Source organism: Albimonas sp. (assembly GCF_055129145.1).
The window spans coordinates 24405-43426 of sequence record NZ_JBSRTQ010000010.1; the positions used below are offsets into that span (position 1 = coordinate 24405).

Sequence of the window (19022 nt, forward strand, 5' to 3'; positions counted from 1 at the left end):
CCGCGCCGCCCGGGCGTGCGGGCGGCGCGATTGAAATCAGCCTTCGAAGCGAAGCGCGCCCGAGCGTCAGGAGGCTCAGCGCCCCTGCCGGCCGCCGCCGCTGCGCGGGCCGCGGCCGGGGCCGCCGGGGGTCGGGCCGTAGGTCTTGGGCTTGCCGCCGGCGCCGGCCTTGCCCTTGCGGGCCTGGGCCTGGACCGCACGCGCGCGCTCGGCGGCGCCGCGCAGCTCCTCGGCGATCTCCTCGGCCTCTTCCGGCTCGAAGTCGATGGGCAGGCCGAAGCCGTCGCCCTCGACGAAGATGCGCACCATGCCTTCGGTGGTCGGACCGATCTGCAGCGATGCCCCGACGTCGCTTTCCGAATTGATGTCCGCCATGCAACGTCCTCCGGTCAGGGTTCCGAGGGCGCGGGCGCGCCCCCTGTTCTGCGGCGTCGCTACGCTTCGGACGCGCAAAGCGCAAGGTCGCGCTTGCATCGCCGCCGCCAGGGCGCTAACCAGCGCCCGCGTGCCGACGTAGCTCAGTTGGTTAGAGCACTAGATTGTGGATCTAGGGGTCCCCCGTTCGAGCCGGGGCGTCGGTACCATTCCCCAAGCACGCATCCGCCCGCCGAACCCGGTGGCCAAGACATGAAGACGCCGCCCAGGTCAGGGGCGGCGCCGGTTTCGCGTCATGGCTCCGTCAGCCGGCTTCGTAGCACCGCTGGGCCGCGAGCAGCGCGGTATCCAGCGTCCCGCCCTCCGGGAAATGCGCCAGCTCCGGCGGCGTCTCGACCCCGGCGGGGACATGCGGGCTGACCTCCGCCGCGCCGATCACCGTGCGCAGGGGAATCACCCCGGCCCAGATCGGCAGGTCCAGATCCTCCGGCTCATCGCCCACGCCCGCGGCGCGGACCTTGGCGGAGGCCTGCTCGATCCGCATCCCGATCACCGTCGTGGCCTTGCTCTCCTGCGCCGTGATCGCCCGCAGGCTCGCGCTGCGGCCCGGCAGGAAGCGGTCGACCACCGCATGCAGCGCCCGCGCCTTCTCGTCAGGGTCATCGACGATGGCGGCCGTCCCGAAACACATCGCGGCGCGGTAGTTGGCCGAGTGGTTGAACCCGCAGCGCGCCAGCACCAGCCCGTCGAGATGCGAGACCGTCACGCAGACCGGAACCCCGGCCTTCTGGGTGCGCAGCATCCGGCTGGCCGACGAGCCGTGCCAGTAGAGCCGGTCGCCGTCGCGCCAGTGCAGGGTGGGCGTGCAATAGGGCTGGCCGTCGAACACGTAGGAGACGTGGCAGAGCATCCCGGCGTCGAGGATGGCGTTGACCGCCGCGTGGTCATAGGCGCCGCGCTCATGGTGGCGGCGGACCTTGTTGCGGGCGTCGACGGGATAGGCGGGGGCGGTGTCGGTCATCTGATTGCCTTTCGCGGGAGGATGCGGCACGGGTAGCCGAGGCGATTGGCTTGGCGAAGATCCAATATGGCGGAAAGAAATCAAACCAATTCGCCGGACTGGTCGGCGCTGATCCCGGTTCTGCCCGCCGGCGGGCCGCGGCAGGCGGCGCTGCGGGCCGAGATCCGGCGGCTGATCGAGACCGGCGCCCTGCCCCCCGGCGCAAAACTGCCGACGACGCGCGACCTCGCCGCCCGGCTCGGCCTGTCGCGGGGCGCGGCGGTGGCGGCCTACGAGACCCTGCAGGCCGACGGCTATCTGGAGGCGCGGACCGGCGCCGGCACCTATGTCGCCGCCCGCGTGCCGCGCCTGCCTTCCCCCCCCGCGCCGGGGCCGGGATCGGGGCCGGACGCCGGACCGGCGGCGCTCCGCGACGTCGCCCCGCCCCTGCCCGGCGCGCTCGGAATCGCCCTGCCCGACCCGCGCACCATGGCGACGTTCCGGGCGCTGCTGTCGCGCCATCTGACGCGCGCCGCCCCGGCGCATTTCGCCTATGGCGACCCGCGCGGCGGGGCCGACCTGCGCGAGGCCGCCGCCGACTATCTGCGCGCCGCCCGCGGGCTGCGCGCGTCGTCCGACCGCATCGTGATCACCTCGGGCTCCCAGCAGGCGCTGGATCTGGTGGCGCGCGGCGTGCTCTCGCCCGGCGACCGGGCCTGGATCGAGGACCCGTGCTATCCGATGGCCCGCGCGGCGCTGGAGGGGGCGGGCCTGCGCCTGACCGGCGTGCCGGTGGATGCGGACGGACTGGATACGGCGGAGGGCGAGGCGCGCGCCCCCGACGCGCGGGCGGCCTATGTGACGCCCTCCCACCAGTTTCCGCTCGGCGTCGCGATGACCATGCCCCGCCGGCTGGCGCTGATCGACTGGGCGCGGCGGGCGGGCGCGTGGATCCTGGAGGACGACTACGACAGCGAATTCCGCTACGCCGGCCCGCCCCTGACCGCGCTGCAGGGCATGGATGGGGCGGGGCGGGTGATCTACATCGGCACCTTCTCCAAGGCGTTGTTCCCCGGGCTGCGCGTCGGATACCTGGTGCTGCCCGAGCCGCTTCTCGACCCCGTGCTGAGGCTCCGCGCCCGCACCGACCGCCACCCCGCGACGCTCGCCGAAGGCGCGCTCGCCGAATTCCTGCGCGAGGGCCATTTCGCCGCCCATCTGCGCCGCGCCCGGCGCCGGTCCCGCGCCGCACGCGACGCGCTGGTCGCCGCCCTGCGCGCCGACGGGATCGCGGCCGAGCCGCCCGACCAGGGCCTGCACCTGATCGCCCCCCTGCCCGAAACGGTGTCGGAAGCCGAGGCCATGACGCTCGCCCGCCGCGCCGGGTTCGGGGCCCGCGCGCTGACCCCGATGCACCTGAGCGCCCCCGCCCGCCATGGCCTCGTCGTCGGCTTTTCCGGCTGCGCGCCCGAGCCGCTGGCCGCCGCGGCCGCGCGCTGGGCCGCCTCGCTGCCGCGGGGCACTGGATCGGGCGCGACCGAAGCGCTACCTGTCGCGGGACCGACAACCGGAATTTGAACGAGGGCGAGAGCGGATGAGCGGACTTCTGGCGCTGTTGGACGACGTGGCGGCCATCGCCAAACTGGCGGCGGCGCAGCTCGACGACGTCGCGGCCCAGACCGCCAAGGCCGGTGCCAAGGCCGCGGGCGTGGTGATCGACGACGCCGCGGTCACGCCCAAATACGTCTCCGGCCTGCCCGCCGCCCGCGAACTGCCCATCGTGTGGAAGATCGCCCGCGCCTCGGCCTTCAACAAGCTGGTGATCCTCCTGCCCGCAGCCCTGGCGCTCAACGCCTTCCTGCCCGCGGCGCTGACGCCCCTGCTGATGTGCGGCGGCCTCTATCTCTGCTTCGAGGGCGCGGAGAAGATCCACCACGCGCTGTTCCACGAACACGACGAGGGTCCGCAGCAGGCCGAAACCCTAGACGCCGCCCATCTGGAGACCACGCGCGTCAAAGGCGCGATCAAGACCGACTTCATCCTGTCGGCGGAGATCATGACCATCTCCCTCGCCTCGATCGAGACCGACAGCTTCCTGACCGAGGCGGTGGCGCTGGCGGCCGTCGGCCTCGGCATCACCGTGCTGGTCTACGGGGCGGTGGCGCTGCTGGTGAAGGCGGACGATGTCGGCCTGTCGCTGACCCGCGTCGGCCGGCTGGCGGTCACGCGGGCGGTCGGGCGCGGGATCGTGAAGGCGATGCCGGGGGTGATGCGCGTCATCGCTACGGTCGGCACGGCGGCGATGCTGTGGGTCGGCGGCTCGATACTCACCCATGGCGCGCATGAGCTGGGCTGGCATGCGCCCACCGAGATCATCGCGCATGCCGCCGCCGCGGTCTCCGGCGGGGTGGGCGAGGCCTGGGCCGGCGCGGCGCGCTGGATCGTCACCGCCGCGCTCGACGGGATGCTGGGCCTCGCGGTCGGCTTCGTGCTTATCCCCATCGCCACCCGCATCGTGGGCCCGCTGATCGCGGCGGTCCGCGGGGAGGCGAAATCCGGCGACAACGCCCATTGAGCGCCCCGGCGCGACGAAAGGCGCGTTGCCGCGCCAGCCTCTCCCATGATTGCTGCGCTGCAAGATACGTCGCGCTGTCGTCGCCCTCGGCTCCGTAGCGCCCCCCGAACGGCGGCGTGAGCCGAGGAGTTGCGATGCCTGTTCCGAATCTGTTCATAATCGGCGCCCCGAAATGCGGCACCACGGCGCTGGCTCATTACATTTCGGAACATCCCGACGCCTTCATCTGCGACCCCAAGGAGCCGCACTACCTTTGCGACGATTTGCCGAGGCTGCGGAACTACAACGCGCTCCATGACGACGCCGCCTATCTTCGGCTGTTCGACGCGGCCGACCCGGCGCGGCACCGGGTGATCGCCGAAGGCTCCACCAATTACCTGCGCTCGGACTCCGCCGTCGCCAACGCGCTGCGGCTGTCGCCGGACGCGAAGTTCATCGCCATGCTGCGCAACCCGGTGGAGGTGGCGCATGCCTTCCACATGGAGCTGCTGTTCTCGGCCAACGAGGACGAGCCGGATTTCGAGACCGCCTGGCGTCTGCAAGAGGCGCGCGCGCGGGGCGAACGCATTCCCGAGACCTGCCGGGCCGAGCTGTTCCTGCAATACAGGGCTCTCGCCATGTTCTCCGGCCAGATCGAGCGTTTCTTCGCCCTGGTGCCCGAGGACCGGCGGCTGGTGCTGCTGCAGGAGGATCTCAGCGCCGATTGCGGCGCGGTCTACCGGCGCGCGCTGGACTTCCTGGGCCTGCCCGACGACGGCCGCACCGAGTTTCCGCGGGTCAACGCCGCGCATGCCCACCGCTCGAAGCTGGTCGCGGGGCTGATCCTGAACCCGCCGGGGCCGCTGAGGGCGCCGATGGCCGCGCTGCGCCGCGCGCTGCGCCGCAACCGTATCCCGGCGGTGGAGTTCGTCAAGAAGCGGCTGCGCAAGGACGCGACGCGCGAGGCGATGTCGCCCGCCTTCCAGCGCGAGCTGGCGGAGGTGTTCCGCGCGGACGTGGCCCGCACCGGGGCCCTGATCGGCCGGGATCTGTCGCACTGGCTGCCGCCGGAAACCGCAGCGGCCCCGCGGCCGCCGACGCAGGCGTAAGCCGCGCCGGCGGGGCCGCGGGGGGGCTGCGCCCGCGCCTCCCCGCCGCATCCGGTTCAGGCGCCCGACATGATCTAATGCTAAGGTCGGCGCGCGGCCTTCGGGACGCGACGCGCAGGCCCCGCGCGGGGGCGCGGGCGTGGATGGGATGGCGCGGCTTGCCGCGCGGATTGGTTCGGGGGCACGGACGCGGATGATCGCGGACCGCTACATCAGGCGTTCGGTCGAAGCTGTGGCCTTGCTGTCGCCGTTCATGGGCGCGGTCGTGGCCGGTTTCCCGATCTCCATCATCGACTTCATGCTGCCGATCTTCGTGGTGGTGATGCTGACCGGCGGCCTCGCGGCCTCGCCGATGTCGGGATTCTATTTCGCCTATATCGGGATGTGCCTTTTCTCGGCGCTGTTCCACATCGCCGATGCGCCGCTGGGCTCCATCGCCCGCTCCGCCATCGCCTCGCTCCGCCAGATCGTGATCTTCGCGCCGTTCATGCTGGTGTTCTGCGTCAAGCAGTTCGACGAAGCCTTCATCGCCCGCGTGGTGCGGCTGGCGATGATCGGCCTGTGCATCTCAGTGCTGGCGGGGCTGTTCATGCACTTCACCGGCCTGAAAGTGGCCGATTCCCAGCAGTTCTGGCAGCGCAGCATGGGCCGCTACGAGTCCAGCAGCCGCGCCGGCGGGCTCAGCGGCAACAGCGGCGCCTACGGCCTGACCGTGGTCGCCTTCGCCATGGCGGTGTTCGTGGCGATGCCCGCCACCGGCCAGAAGGTCGGGCGCGGGTTCGCCTGGTTCGCTGCACTGGTCGTCATCGCGGCGACCTATGTGTCGTCGTCGCGCGGCGGGATGGTGCAGCTGGTGCTGCTGTTGGCGCCGCTGATCCTGCTCGGCCGCATCAAGGTCGGTCCGAGCGCGGTGCTGATCGCGCTGCTGGCCGCGACCGGCGGCGTGCTGCTGTTCGCGATCGCCGGGCTGCCGCTGCCCATCGACACCAATTCCGTCGCCATCCAGCGGCTCGACGTGCTGAACCTGTCGGGATCGAGCAGCTTCCTTGAGTCGCCTCGCCTCGCGCTGTTCGGGCGCGCTATTGCGATGCTGCCGGACTACTGGCTGTTCGGCTTCGGCTACAAGCGCCAGATCGAGGTGCTGCAGATGGTGGTCGACAACTCCTTCCTGCTGACCCTGCTGGAATCGGGCGTGTTCGCACTGATCTTCTTCTCGATGTTCTGGCTGGCGCTGCTTTACCGCATCGTGAGCCAGATGCGGCGCGAACGGGTGCTGTCGGTGGTGGTGCTGTTCATGTTCGCCTCGGTCATGCTGCGCATGATGGTCAGCGCCGTGCACACCAACTGGAACGCGATGCCGGTGATCTTCCTGCTGATGGCGCTGCTGCTGCGCGCCTCGATGCTGCGCGGCGACCGGCTGGCGGCCGAACGCGCCGCGGCGCAGGCGGCGGCGCTGGAGCAGGCGCGCGAAGGCATGCGGGACAGGCGCGCCGGCCCGCTCGTCGCGACCTGAAGCGAGCCTGAACGGCATAGGCGCGAGGGCCGGCGACGGACCCGGCAGAAGAATGCTGCGCCGCAAAAAGCGCGGTCGACAGCGGCCCACCCGGCGGCTAGCGTCCGGCGGGCATCAGGACCTGCGGAATTTGCGGCGGCACGGGACGGAGAGCGTATGAGCGGCGTGTTGGACAAGCTCGCGAAAAAGGCCGCGAGCAAGTGGTTCTACAAGGTCGAGATCAAGCGGCTGGGCCGGATGACCGACCAGACCCGCATCGACCTGCATCACTGGCGGCCCAAGGGCGCGGCCAATTTCGGCGACGAGCTGTCGCTGGTGGTCGTCGATCAGCTGCTGGCCCTGCGCGGGCTGCATCGCGCCTTCCACACCCGCACGCCGCAGACGCTGTTCGGCATAGGCTCGATCCTGCAGATGGCGCGGGACGGGAACACGGTCTGGGGCTCCGGCGTCAACGGCCGCGATACGGGGACCGAGCCCGGGTTCGCCAGCCTCGATGTGCGCGCGGTGCGCGGCCCCCTGACCCGCGACTGGCTCGCCCGCTGGCGGCCCGAGATCGAGGTCCCCGAGATCTACGGCGACCCGGGCCTGCTGGTCTTCGACCTGTTCCCCGAACTGCTGACCCGCCGCACCCTGCCGAGCTACCCCGAGACCATCTTCATCCCCAATCTCAACGACCTGCGCCTGAAGGATCTCGACACCTCCCTGCCCATGGTGTCGCCGCTGGAGCCGTGGCCGCTGGTCTGCGAATACATCGCCAATGCGCGCAACATCGTCACCTCTTCCCTGCACGGCTTCGTGCTGGGCGAGCGGCTGGGCAAGGATGTGAAGCTGGTGCGTCTGTCGCCGACCGAGCCGTCGTTCAAATACGAGGACTACGTGCTGGGCACCGGCCGGACCGCCGGCCCGCGGGTGTTCTCCAGCGTGGCCGAGGCGGCGAAGGTCGACATGACCGCCGCCCCGGTCCTGGCCCCGCCGGGCCTGCGCGAGGCGTTCCCCTACGACCTCTGGGCCTGACGGCCCCCCGCCGCCCCCGCGCAGGCCGGGGCGGCGGCGAGATCGGGGGCGAGCTCGTCCATGTAGCGGACCTCGGGCCGGTCCGCATACATCTCCTCGAAATACGGGATGCGCGAGACGTAGACCGGCGTGCCGAACGACACGCCCATGTCCACGATTCCGGAATGAGTCGAGGAGAGGTAAGGGCAGATCAGCGCGCGGGCGCCTTCGAACAGCGCCGGCACCTCGTCGGTCTTGATGAAGCGGGCGATGATGGTGACCCGGTCGGAGAATGCCTCGACCCGCCGGTCGATCATGTCGCCGGCGATGACCACGCGATGGGTCTTCACCAGGCCGCCTTCATTGGCCACCAGCCAGTCGTAGATGCCCTTGTAGATGTCCACCCGCCCGAAGAACAGGATGTAGCCGGTCTCGCCGCCCAGCTCCGGAACCGCGGCGCCGCCCTCGAACAGGTCCGCGTCGAACTTCGGGAACGGGCTGACGAGGGTGTCGGAGACGGCATGCCCCGCCAGCATCTTGGCGCGGTTGCTCTCCGAGCCCACCACGATCGCCCGCCAATGCTTGCGAAAATAGGTCCAGCGGAAATAGCGTTTGCGGATGGTCGCGGCCATCGCCTGCTCGGCGCTCTCATGCGGGCTGGGATCGTGGGCGAAAAGGTAGCAGGTGCGGCGCAGGATGAAGCTGGGGACCATCCAGAAGCAGAAGCCGTCATGGGTGACGAACTGGCGCTTGCGCCCTTCCCGCCAGGTGATCCAGAAGGCGTAGATCGCGAAGATCGGCAGCAGCTTGACCAGGTTGCGCAGCACCTTGCCCTTCGAGCGGAAGACATGGACCTTCTCGGCCCCGAAGCGCTTGTTCTCCTCGATCAGCATCTCGACAGGGCGGTCGTCGGTGACCCGGACGATGGAGATCATGCCCGGCCGCGGATTGGCCCGCATCCAGGCTAGGTGAAAATCGCGGATCCCGGCATGATACCAGGCGCAGGTGATCACGTCCGCATCCAGCTCGTCGCCCGTCTTCGTCGCCTGATCGTGCATCTCGCGCCTGCTCCTGAACCCTACGCCGGCCGGTCCCCCGGCCAAGCCGCAACCTAGCACGCGGCGCGGGGGCCGGGAACGCGAGGGGGGCGCGACAGGTCGCGCCCCCCGGGGGAGCAAGCCTCAGGCCGCGACCTGGATCAGACGGTCGCGATCACTCCTTCCGGCGTCGGCCACGCGGTCAGGTAGTGCCGGCCGAGCGGCGTCGCCGCCCCGGCGCAGACCAGCGGATGTCGCAGGAACACGTTGGTCCCGGTGGCGTTCTTCACGAACAGCCGCAGCACGCCGTCCGAAGGCACCTGCGCATTGAACGCCCGCCAGTTCGTGTCCACCGCCACGCCCGACAGGCCCAGCGGCCGCTGGAATTGCAGTGCGTTGGAGCCGTTGCGCACCCCGAAGGTGATGTCGTTCAGATCCGGCGAGCCGCTGACTTCGAACCACAGCTGGACCGTCACCAGATCGCCCGCCGACAGGGTGTCGACGTCATAGGCGACCTGCGCCCCGTCGCGGATCCGCACCCGCCAGCGGTTCGACACGGTCAGATCGCCGCCGCCCGACTGGCTCCAGCCCCGCAGGTTGCCGCCATCCGAATTGGAGAAGGGCGGCAGCAGGTTCGACCAGATCGAGCTCGGGTCGTAGGTCGTCGCCGCCAGCGGCAGGAAGCGATACGAGTTCGACGCCGCCGGACCGAGCCCGAATTGCGGGGCGAGCACCGTTGGGTTCTGGTAGACGCCGGTCGGATCGGCGCCGCCGCCGCCCGGAGGCGTCCAGTTGAAACCGGTCCAGTAACGGATCGTGGTCGGCGGGTTCTGATCCTGCTTCAGCAGCTGGCCGAGATCGACGATGGCGCTCTGGGTGATGTTGATCTCTTCCAGATTGAAGGTGCGCCATTTGGAGAAGGTGATCCGGCAGTTGTTGGCCGGGTTCTCCTCCGCCCCGAAATAGATCCGGTCGCCCGAGAGGGACATGTTGTCGAGCATCGCCGAGGAAGTGGCCCGGATATCGTAGGGCACCTTGTAGCCCTCGGTGAAGATCGACTCGAACTTCTGGTTCCCGCCCGGCTCCCACAAGCGACCCAGCGCGTCGGTATCGGACTTGTAGGCGCCGATGCGCAGGCCGGTGCCACGATGGTCCATCGCCGAATTGGGATAGCTGCCGGAAAACGCGTGGATGTTGGACACCGCGAAATCCACCGACACCCCGGCGAAGGCTATCGCGCCCGAGATGCGGTCGTCGTCTCGCTCGAACGCAGCCTTGCCGCCGCAGCGGCGGAAGAAGCAGTCGTCGATCAGCGACTTGCCCCAGAGCTTGTAGCCGTAGAGGCCCCAGCCCGAGGCATCCTGCACGCAGACCCGGCGCATGGTCAGACCGCCGGCGCCGCCGGTGGTGGGCCGCTCTCCACCGGCCACCGTCGCCATGAAGTTGTGATTGCGCCCGACCCAGATGCCGATCTGGTAAGGGTAGGATGCGGTGTCCCACAGCGTGATCGGCGACACCGGCCCGCCGGCGGAGGCGACGGTGAAATCCTCCCAATGGGTCAGGGCGAAGGCCGTCTCCACGTCGGCGCGCGGGGCCATCGACAGCATCGGATTGGCGTCCGACATGATCAGCGTCATCGAGACCGAGGATGCGGAGCTGTTGACCCCGCCCGCGCCCTGCACCCGGACGCCGCCCATGTAGACGGTGCCCGAGCAATAGGCGGTCCCCGCCGGCAGCCGGCCGGCCCGGCGCTTGATGCGCAGGAAGATCACCCAGTTGTTCAGCGCGATGGTGTCGTCGGTGGACTCGTCGAACTTCGCGCCCAGTTGCAGGGGCGTCGGCTCCTGATCCGCCAGTTCCCACCACTGGCCGTCCGCGGTCTGCAGTTTGGCCTGGTGGTTGGGATTCGCGTTGACCCGCGCATAGGCGCCGCCGCCGCCGTCGCCGGCGGTCTCGTAGCCGAAGGTGACGATGGTGGAGGGGATGGCGGGGATCGACGCGGCCTCGGCGTCGAAGATCGAGGCGAAGAACAGGGTCGCCGCCGCCTCGTCCGACAGCGCGCGCAGGGTGGCCGCGTCCATCGCCTGGGGCGCGCCGGTTCCGGCATTGGAAGGCCGGCCCAGGATCCGGCCTGCGGAAAGATCCGCGAGACGGTCCAGGTCGACGCCGCCTTCGCGCAGCTCGAAGGCGCCGACGACCCCCTTGCCGATGGTGCCGCTGGAGCCGTCGGCGAGGATGCGCGCCACGGCGGGCGACGGGATGGCGGACAGGAGGGCGAGCGATCGGAGCATATCGGACCTCGAAAGAACCGGTCCGGACAGGGCCGCTCCCGTCGAATCGGGATCGGGGGGCGTCCCGCTCTGGGGACCGTGGGATGCCTCGGGAACCTGGCCGCGCCGCAGGTCGGGGCCCGTCGGGCGGCCACGGAGCCAAGTCCTAGCGCCTTTGAGTTTATTCTTGGTAAATCTCAGCATATCTCGCCCCTGCGCCACGCCCCCAAGGGATGGAAGGTCGGGTCGCCGGGGCGCGCCGACAAGCGCGGCGCCCCCGGTTTCCCGCGGCGCCGGTCGCTATGACGCGGGCCGGGGGGTGGGCGGCGGCGCCTCAGCCCTCGCCGACGCGCCGGAACATCCGCCGGCCGAGCACCAGCGTCATCACCGCCCAGACCGCGGCCAGCCCGTACCAGGTGATCGCGTAATTCAAGTGGTCGTTGCGCAGGTTGACCGTCAGCGGCTGCGCCTTGGGCCAGTCGGCGCCATCGCCCTCCGCCACCACCATCAGCGGCAGGGTATCCAGCGTCTCGGCCATGGCCGGGACGTCGCGGGCGAACCACAGATTGGCCTCAAGGTCAGGCGCCGGCACGAAGCTGTCGACCTCCTGCGGCCAGAGCAGCGAGCCGGTGACGTCGGCGGGCCCGCCCGGACGCTGCACGTTCCGCCGGGTTTCGTCGACGAAGCCGCGGTCGACCAGGATCCGCCGCCCGTCCGCCGTATCGAACGCCGAGATCACCCGATAGCCCGGGCCCCAGGGCTGGGCGGAAGTCAGCACCCGGATCTCCGACCCGTCATAGACGCCGGCGGTCCGGACCCGCAGATATTCGTCGCGCGCCTCGCTCGGGTCCGCCGGCAAAGCGACGGGCTCGGCCGAAAGCCGCGTCTCCAGCTCCGCGATCAGGCCCAGCTTCCAGTCCAGCCGCTGCACCTGCCAGGTCCCCAGCCAGCACAGGATGGCGACCCCGCCGAGGCCGAAGACCAGCAGGAACACGAGACGGGCGCGGTGGGATCGGCGCATGAGACAGGTCCTGGTTCGTTGAAAAGCGGCGCGCGGCCTTCCGGAACGCAAAGGGGCGGCCCGAAGCCGCCCCCCCCGATTCAGGATCGTGATCGCGGGCGGAGGCCCTGCCCGCGTGGCGTCCGGCGCGGCTCAGGCGCCCCAGATGTAGATCGACATGAACAGGAACAGCCACACCACGTCGACGAAGTGCCAGTACCAGGCCGCCGCCTCGAAGCCGATATGCTTGTCGGCGGTGAAGTGGCCGGCATAGGCGCGCATCATGCACACGAACAGAAAGATGGTGCCGACGATCACGTGGAAGCCGTGGAAGCCGGTCGCCATGTAGAAGTTCGCGCCGTAGATGTTGCCGGCGAAGCCGAAGGCGGCGTGGCTGTACTCATAGGCCTGGGTGATGGTGAACAGCACCCCCAGCGCCACGGCGCCGACCAGGGCGTTGGCCATGGTCTTGCGGTCGTTGTCATGGGCGATGGCGTGGTGCGCCCAGGTGGCGAGGCAGCCCGACAGCAGCAGGATCAGCGTGTTGATCAGCGGTAGGTGCCAGGGATCGAAGGTCTCGATCCCCGCCGGCGGCCAGGCCCCGGCCAGCACCTGGGTCCCCGAGATCTCGCCCATCGGGTACATCGCGTGCTTGAAGAACGACCAGAACCAGGCTGCGAAGAACATCACTTCCGAGGCGATGAACATGATCACGCCGTAGCGCAGGCCGATCTGCACCACCGGGGTGTGATCGCCGGCGCGGCTTTCCGCGACCACGTCCGCCCACCATGCGTACATGGTGTAGAGCACGCCGGCGAGGCCGATCAGCATGATCCACGGGCCGCCGTCATGCATGAAGGCGACGGCGCCGCCCAGCATCACGAAGGCGCCGACCGCGGCGCAGAGCGGCCACGGGCTGGGGCTGAGAATGTGGTAGTCGTGGTTCTTCTCATGGGCCATGAGGCGTCCTCCTTGGCGGGTCTCGTCGGGGCCTTCGCGGGCGCGGCGTCAGTTGACGTCCTGCGACCGCGGCAGGACGGCGGAGGCGTCGGTCACATCCTCGTCGGTCACGGCCTCGGGCAGGTCGGCGGGGTGAAAGGTATAGCTCAGCGTGATGGTGTGAAGATACTTCGCCTCGATGTCGTCGACGATCGAGGGGTCGACGTAGAACGTGACCGGCATCATCACCGTCTCGCCGGGCTGGATCACCTGCAGATTGAAGCAGAAGCAGGCGATCTTGGTGAAGTAGCCCCCGGCGGAGAACGGGGCCACGTTGTAGGAGGCCTGACCCGCGACCGGGCGATCGGTCGGGTTATGGGCCTTGAAGAAGGCGAGCCCGGTCTCCCCGATCCGAAGCTCCATCTCGCGGACCTCCGGCTTGAAGTCCCAGGCGAAGCCGCGCTCGGTGTTGGCGTCGAAGCGGACCTTGATGGTCTGCTCCAGCACGGTCGCGCTATCGGCCGAGGCCACGGCGGTCTCGCCGCCGAAGCCGGTGACCTTGCAGAACCAGGAGTAGAACGGCACCGCCGCGGCGGTGAGCGACGCCATGACCAGCACCAGCGTGCTGAGCCGCACCACCGTCCGCTTCACACCGTCGAGCTCGGCCCACCAGCGCATGGTCAGTACCCCTGGATCATCTGGCCGTTGGCCAGCTTGGCGATGGTCACGGCGAAGACCAGCAGGACGAAGATGCCCAGCGCTCCGCCCAAGGCGAAATTGCGGCCGCGGCGGCGGCGGTGGAGTTCATGCTCGCGATCGGGGATCATGTCGTTCCTCCGGGTGTCAGAGCAGGGCCATGCCCGCGGCGTAGTCGCCGAAGGCGCCGCGCAGGGCGGCTTCCGCCAGGATGGCGGCGAAGTGTCCGAAAAGGTACCAGATCGACAGGCCGAAGAAACGCTTCTCGGCCGCGAACTTGTCTTCCTTGGCCTCGGCGTCGGTCCGGCGACGAAGGCGCAGGGCCCCGGCGGCGAAGCGCGCGTTGAGCGCCAGCGCCACCGCCAGATAGACCGGCCCGCCGGCCACGGTGAAGGCGGGGGCGAGCGCGACCGGAACCAGCAGCAGGGTGTAGAGCAGGATCTGGCGGCGGGTCTCGGGATGGCCGGCGACGTTGGGCAGCATCGGCACGCCGGCCTTGCCGTAATCGGTGTCGGCGAAGAGCGCGAGCGCCCAGAAATGCGGCGGGGTCCACATGAAGATCAGCCCGACCATCAGCACCGGCGCCACGTCGATCGACCCGGTCGCGGCGGCCCAGCCGACCAGCGGCGGAAGCGCCCCTGCGAAGCCGCCGATGACGATGTTCTGCGGCGTGGCCCGCTTCAGCCACATCGAATAGATCACCACGTAGAAGAAGATGACGAAGGCGAGCAGTCCGCCCGCCAGCGGATTGGCGAAGAGCGACAGCATCATCACCGACAGCACCGACAGGCCCAGCCCGAAGGCAAGCGCCTCTCCGGCCGCGATGCGGCCGTCGGGGATCGGGCGGCCGGCGGTCCGGCGCATCACCGCGTCGATGTCGGCGTCCCACCACATGTTCAGCGCGCCCGAGGCCCCGGCCCCGACCGCGATGCACAGGATCGCCGCGAAGCCGATCACCGGGTTGATGCCCGACGGCGCCGCCGCCATGCCGGCCAGCGCGGTGAAGATCACCAGCGACATCACCCGCGGCTTCAGCAAGATCACGTAGTCCCGAACGCTCGGCTCGGGCGCCTGGCCGATCGCGGCGGCGGGGATGGAGCGCAGGGGCTGGGGGTCGATGATCGAGGCGTCGGTCATGTGCAGTTCGGTCTGGCTCTCGCGCGGGTGTCGGTCGCGTTGGCGGGGTCGGATCTCGCCGACGTCGCGTCGGCGGATCGCGTCTGCATGTCGGCGCGGCGTCGCGCGCCCGGGGCCCTGGTCGGCGCGTCCTGCGCCCCTGCGGCGGGTTCGGCCCGCCCCGCCGCCGCCCGACAGGACCGCGCGGGCGAGGCTCAGGTCAGCCGCCGCGGGCGGCGCCCCGCCGTGTCAGAGCGCCGGCGCGGGCCGGAAGGCCCGGCCGGCCGCCCGGCTCACTGCAGGGCGGCGACGGTCACGCGCGGGGCGATGCCCGCATAGGTCTCGGCCGCCTGGGTCAGCCACGCCTCGTAATCCGCCTCGCTCACGGCCTTGACCATGATCGGCATGTAGGCGTGGTCCTTGCCGCAGAGCTCGGAGCACTGGCCGAAGTAGATCCCGGGGGCATCCACCTGGAACCACGTCTCGTTCAGGCGACCCGGCACCGCATCGATCTTCACGCCGAAGGCCGGCATGGCCCAGGAGTGAATCACGTCCGCGCCGGTGACCTGAAGCCGGACCACCTTGCCTACCGGCACCACCACGGCGGTGTCGGTCTGCAGGCGCCAGGTGTCGCGGGTCACCCCGGCCTCGGCGATCGCGTCGCCGGCTTCGGCCACCGCGGTGTCGAAGTCCTTGAAGCCCGGCGCCACCATGTAGCTGTCGAAGGCGAACTCGCTGTCGGGATACTCGTAGCTCCAGTACCACTGGTTTCCGGTCGCCTTGATGGTGACATCGGCGTCCGGGATCACCAACTGCTTGTTCAGCAGCTGCAGCGAGGGGATGGCGATGATCACCAGGATCACGATCGGCACCACGGTCCACACCACCTCGACCAGCGAGTTATGGGTGAAGGTCGACGGCGTCTTGTTGGATTTCTCGTTGTAGCGGAACACCACATAGGCCAGCAGCCCGGTGACGAACAGCGTGATGACCGTGATGATCACCAGCAGGAAGCCTTCCAGCCAGTGCAGGTCGCGCGCGACCTCGGTGGCCGCATGCTGGAAGCCCGTGCCGCCGGGATGCGGAATCCCCTTGATGTCCAGCTGCTCCTGGGCGAAGGCCGCAGAAGTGGCGAGGAGCGCCGTGAGGCCGCTCAGGGCCGATGCCATCGTGCGAAGACGCATGTCCGCTCTTCCCTTGTGTCCGTGTCGGCGTCGCGCCCTGCGGGTCAGCCCCCCCCGGCGCGAACGCAACTCCCATCGCATGGACGGACTGGATCGCGCCAGTCCGGTTTCCATCAAACCGAGCCGATTTCGCCGCGGAAACGACCACAGGCGACTCGGTTGAGCAATGCGGCGCTTTGAGCCACTTAGAGACGCGGGGCGCGTTTCGCCCCGCCCGAATCCCGGAAGGAACGCCGCCATGGCCGATCGCAGAGACCCGTTCAGACCGTTCGAAACGAAGCTGGACGAGGCCCGCGCCCTCGCCATCCTGCGCGATGCGGTCGCGGGGGCCGATGACGGGGAATTGTTCCTGGAGCGCCGACGCTCGGAGACGCTGGTCTTCGACGACGGTCGCCTGCGCACCGCCGCCTATGACGCGGGCGAAGGCTTCGGCCTGCGCGCCGTGGCCGGCGAAGCCGCCGGATACGCCCATTCCACCGACATCTCCGAACGCGCCCTGACCCGGGCGGCCGAGACCTGCCGCCTCGCCGCCCGCCCCGCCGAAGGCCGTGGCGTGACCCTCGCCGACCCGCCGCCGCCGACCAACCGGAGGCTCTATGGCGACATGGATCCGCTGGAAGGACCCGACTTCTCCGCCCGCGCCACCCTGCTGGCCGAGCTCGACGCCTATGCCCGTGCGAAGGATCCCAAGGTGGTCCAGGTCTCGGTGTCCCTGGGCGTCTCGATGCAGGAGATCGAGATCCTGCGGCCGGAGGGTCGAAGGGTCGCGGACGTGCGCCCCCTGGTGCGGATGAATATCTCGGTCACCGTCGAGAAGGCCGGCCGTCGCGAATCGGGATCAGCCGGCGGCGGCGGCCGCTTCGGGGTGGAATCGGTGATGGACCCGGCCCATGGCCGCGCGCTCGCCGACGAGGCGCTGCGCATGGCGCTGGTCAATCTCGACGCGGTCGACGCGCCGGCCGGGGTGATGGACGTGGCGCTCTCCCCCGGCTGGCCGGGAATTCTGCTGCATGAAGCCGTCGGCCACGGGCTGGAAGGCGACTTCAACCGCAAGAAAACCTCCGCCTTCGCGGGGCTGATGGGCGAGATGGTCGCCGCCCCCGGCGTCACCGTGGTCGACGACGGCACGATCCCCGACCGCCGCGGCTCGATCACCATCGACGACGAAGGCACGCCCTCGGCCCGCAACGTGCTGATCGAGGACGGGCGTCTGGTCGGCTACATGCAGGACCGGCAGAACGCCCGGCTGATGGGGGTCGCGGCCACCGGCAACGGACGGCGGCAGAGCTACGCGCACCCGCCGATGCCGCGGATGACCAACACGCTGATGATGGCGGGCGACGCGGACCCGGCCGATGTGGTGGCGGGCGTCGAGGACGGCATCCACGCCGTCGGCTTCGGCGGCGGTCAGGTGGACATCACCAACGGCAAGTTCGTGTTTTCGTGCACCGAGGCCTACCGGGTGAAGAACGGGAAAGTGCTCCATGCAGTGAAGGGCGCGACGCTGATCGGCGACGGGGCGACGGCGCTGAAGCATGTGCGCGCGGTGGGCAACGACATGGCGCTCGACCCCGGGATGGGCATGTGCGGCAAGGCCGGGCAATGGGTGCCGGTGGGCGTCGGCCAACCGACATTGTTGATCGGTGGACTGACGGTCGGCGGCGCCGGCAAGGATTGACGACGAAGAATGCTGCACCTGCGCAACTCGGCCCGGAAAGGCGCCCCGCATCCTGACGGCATGGGTATGCCCGCAGCATCCTGCCTTTAAGATCCTCGTCGCGTGGAGGTCGGAGACCGCTCCGCCTCCCGCACGCAAGAACTCATTTCAATCTGCGGCCCCGGCCTCGCGTATTGATCGGGCCTAGGCCGCGCAGAACAGGCTCTTCACCATGCCCCGCGCCAAGATCAAGTTCCTGAACGGCTTCTCCGAACCCGCGCAGCGCGTGTTCGACTACATCGTCGAGCTCGGCGACGACAACGATGGCCCGACCTCGGCCAACGCCACATCCGTCACCTTCCGGGGCGAGAACACCGTCCTGGTGATGAAAGGCCACGACATCGACGTGTCGGGCCGCTTCGCCGCCGGCACGGTGACGTCGTGGGAGATCACGAATATCGAGAACAACGCGCTCGCCGCCAAGATCACCGGCTTCCGTCTCGACCTCGAAGAGATCGACCGCGCCGCGCAGGCCGAGGACAAAGGCGGCGACCGCGGCCTGATCGAAGAGGTGATGCTGGAGCAGTCCTATGTGTTCAAGGGCGGCGCCGGGAAGGACAAGCTGCTTGAAACCTCCACCGTCGGCTATGATGGGACGCTCTGGAACCCCACCGGCAACGACGTGTTCAACCTCGGCGCCGGCAACGACCAGTTCTTCGCCGGCGACGGCAACGACAAGCTGATCGGCGGGGCCGGGCGCGACAAGCTCTGGGGCGGCGACGGGCGCGACCGGATCGACGGCGGGGCCGGCAAAGACCAGCTCTGGGGCGGCGAGGGCGACGACGTCTTCATGATCCGCAACCGCACCGGCAAGGACGTCATCCGCGACTTCGAGGACGGCGACGTCATCAACCTGGCGAAGCATTCGGCGGTGGACGGCTTCGATGCGCTGATCGACGCCGGCCGCGACGCCCGGGCCGGCGCGATCTTCGACCTCGGCGCCGACACGCTGATCGTCAAGGGCATGTCGCTCGCCGATTTCTCCGCCGACGACTTCGCGTTCTGAGCCGGGCGCGCCCCTCCGCGCAGGCGATCCGCGCCGGGCTCGCGCTCGGCGCGCTGGCGCCGCCCGTGGCCATGGGCTGCGCGGCGGCGCTGCTGCTGGCGGCGACCGACGGCCTCCCCGGCCAGTGGCTGGGGCTCGACCGCTGGCATCTGCACGCGCCGCTGTCCGGGCTGATCCGGGCCTTGGGCCTGTGGCTGCTGCTGGCCCCGCCGACCCTGCTGGCGGCGGGCGCGGCGATGGCGGCGGGGCTGCGGGCCTGGGCGGCGATCCTGCTCGGCGCGACGCTCGCCGCCGCCGCGCTGATCCTCGCCGCGGCGCTCAGCTGGTCCGGCGGGCCGGACGGGCCGCTGCTGGCGACGGCGCTGCGCGATTCCCTGATCTGGCTCGCCCCCACCGCGCTGGCGCAGGCGCTGGCCCTGATCCTCGGCATCCGCATCGCCGCAGGCTGGCGGCTGCGGGTGGAGAGACGCGCCCCGCCCCGTTAACGTCGTCCCAGACGCATCGAGCAGGGGT

18 protein-coding genes and 1 tRNA gene are annotated in these 19022 nt (G+C 70.0%); 9 read left to right on the top strand and 10 right to left on the bottom strand.

Translation table 11 applies throughout. The features are described from left to right. Positions 1 to 75: 75 nt before the first annotated feature. Entirely contained in the window at positions 76 to 375 is a 300-nt protein-coding gene (locus tag ACTB72_RS03315; RefSeq protein WP_463035561.1) for a DUF6324 family protein, read from the bottom strand. A 132-nt stretch (positions 376 to 507) separates the two neighbouring features. Here ACTB72_RS03315 and ACTB72_RS03320 point away from each other — a divergent pair. Beyond that, a tRNA-His gene (locus tag ACTB72_RS03320) sits at positions 508 to 584 on the top strand. Positions 585 to 679: 95 nt separating this feature from the next. Here the strand turns inward: ACTB72_RS03320 and ACTB72_RS03325 are convergent. Beyond that, on the bottom strand, positions 680 to 1396 hold the full coding sequence (locus tag ACTB72_RS03325) for a pyridoxamine 5'-phosphate oxidase family protein (protein WP_463035562.1): 717 nt from the start codon (positions 1394 to 1396) through the stop codon (positions 680 to 682). 66 nt (positions 1397 to 1462) lie between these two features. Between ACTB72_RS03325 and pdxR the strand changes: the two genes are divergently transcribed. From pdxR to ACTB72_RS03350, 5 genes are all read left to right on the top strand, one after another. Then, positions 1463 to 2953 (top strand): MocR-like pyridoxine biosynthesis transcription factor PdxR, encoded by a 1491-nt coding sequence (gene pdxR / locus ACTB72_RS03330; protein ID WP_463035563.1) that lies wholly within the window; start codon positions 1463 to 1465, stop codon positions 2951 to 2953. 16 nt (positions 2954 to 2969) lie between these two features. Beyond that, positions 2970 to 3950 (top strand): DUF808 domain-containing protein, encoded by a 981-nt coding sequence (locus tag ACTB72_RS03335; RefSeq protein ID WP_463035564.1) that lies wholly within the window; start codon positions 2970 to 2972, stop codon positions 3948 to 3950. A 134-nt stretch (positions 3951 to 4084) separates the two neighbouring features. Beyond that, entirely contained in the window at positions 4085 to 5038 is a 954-nt protein-coding gene (locus ACTB72_RS03340) for a sulfotransferase family protein (RefSeq protein ID WP_463035565.1), read from the top strand. Positions 5039 to 5231: 193 nt separating this feature from the next. Beyond that, positions 5232 to 6551 (top strand): O-antigen ligase family protein, encoded by a 1320-nt coding sequence (locus ACTB72_RS03345; protein ID WP_463035566.1) that lies wholly within the window; start codon positions 5232 to 5234, stop codon positions 6549 to 6551. A gap of 156 nt (positions 6552 to 6707) precedes the next feature. Further along, the gene (locus ACTB72_RS03350; RefSeq protein ID WP_463035567.1) at positions 6708 to 7565 is read left to right on the top strand and encodes a glycosyltransferase family protein; all 858 of its coding nucleotides are present in this window, start codon (positions 6708 to 6710) and stop codon (positions 7563 to 7565) included. Here ACTB72_RS03350 and ACTB72_RS03355 read toward each other — a convergent pair. The 8 genes from ACTB72_RS03355 to coxB all read right to left on the bottom strand — a co-directional run bounded on the left by ACTB72_RS03355 (position 7547) and on the right by coxB (position 15786). Then, a complete protein-coding gene (locus ACTB72_RS03355) occupies positions 7547 to 8602 on the bottom strand; it encodes a hypothetical protein (RefSeq protein ID WP_463035568.1) in 1056 nt (351 codons plus the stop codon). The genes ACTB72_RS03350 and ACTB72_RS03355 overlap by 19 nt on opposite strands. 140 nt (positions 8603 to 8742) lie before the next feature. Then, positions 8743 to 10872, bottom strand: a complete 2130-nt coding sequence (locus ACTB72_RS03360; RefSeq protein WP_463035569.1) for a hypothetical protein — start codon at positions 10870 to 10872, stop codon at positions 8743 to 8745. Positions 10873 to 11185: 313 nt separating this feature from the next. Next, positions 11186 to 11872, bottom strand: a complete 687-nt coding sequence (locus ACTB72_RS03365; protein ID WP_463035570.1) for an SURF1 family protein — start codon at positions 11870 to 11872, stop codon at positions 11186 to 11188. A 132-nt stretch (positions 11873 to 12004) separates the two neighbouring features. Continuing rightward, positions 12005 to 12811 carry a cytochrome c oxidase subunit 3 gene (locus ACTB72_RS03370; protein WP_463035571.1) on the bottom strand — a complete coding sequence of 269 codons (807 nt, stop codon included), beginning with the start codon at positions 12809 to 12811 and terminating at the stop codon, positions 12005 to 12007. 48 nt (positions 12812 to 12859) lie between these two features. Then, on the bottom strand, positions 12860 to 13468 hold the full coding sequence (locus ACTB72_RS03375) for a cytochrome c oxidase assembly protein (RefSeq protein WP_463035572.1): 609 nt from the start codon (positions 13466 to 13468) through the stop codon (positions 12860 to 12862). Positions 13469 to 13470: 2 nt separating this feature from the next. After that, positions 13471 to 13617, bottom strand: coding sequence for a hypothetical protein (locus ACTB72_RS03380; RefSeq protein ID WP_463035573.1), 147 nt, complete (start codon positions 13615 to 13617; stop codon positions 13471 to 13473). 16 nt (positions 13618 to 13633) lie between these two features. Beyond that, positions 13634 to 14623 (bottom strand): heme o synthase, encoded by a 990-nt coding sequence (locus tag ACTB72_RS03385; RefSeq protein ID WP_463035574.1) that lies wholly within the window; start codon positions 14621 to 14623, stop codon positions 13634 to 13636. Positions 14624 to 14895: 272 nt separating this feature from the next. Continuing rightward, the gene (gene coxB, locus ACTB72_RS03390) at positions 14896 to 15786 is read right to left on the bottom strand and encodes a cytochrome c oxidase subunit II (protein ID WP_463035575.1); all 891 of its coding nucleotides are present in this window, start codon (positions 15784 to 15786) and stop codon (positions 14896 to 14898) included. Between the two features lie 238 nt (positions 15787 to 16024). On the opposite strand from coxB, the gene tldD reads away from it, so the two are divergent. The 3 genes from tldD to ACTB72_RS03405 all read left to right on the top strand — a co-directional run bounded on the left by tldD (position 16025) and on the right by ACTB72_RS03405 (position 18994). Then, on the top strand, positions 16025 to 17464 hold the full coding sequence (gene tldD, locus ACTB72_RS03395) for a metalloprotease TldD (RefSeq protein WP_463035576.1): 1440 nt from the start codon (positions 16025 to 16027) through the stop codon (positions 17462 to 17464). A gap of 211 nt (positions 17465 to 17675) precedes the next feature. Beyond that, a complete protein-coding gene (locus ACTB72_RS03400) occupies positions 17676 to 18509 on the top strand; it encodes a calcium-binding protein (RefSeq protein ID WP_463035577.1) in 834 nt (277 codons plus the stop codon). 65 nt (positions 18510 to 18574) lie between these two features. Continuing rightward, on the top strand, positions 18575 to 18994 hold the full coding sequence (locus tag ACTB72_RS03405) for a hypothetical protein (RefSeq protein WP_463035578.1): 420 nt from the start codon (positions 18575 to 18577) through the stop codon (positions 18992 to 18994). The last annotated feature ends 28 nt before the right edge of the window (positions 18995 to 19022 follow it).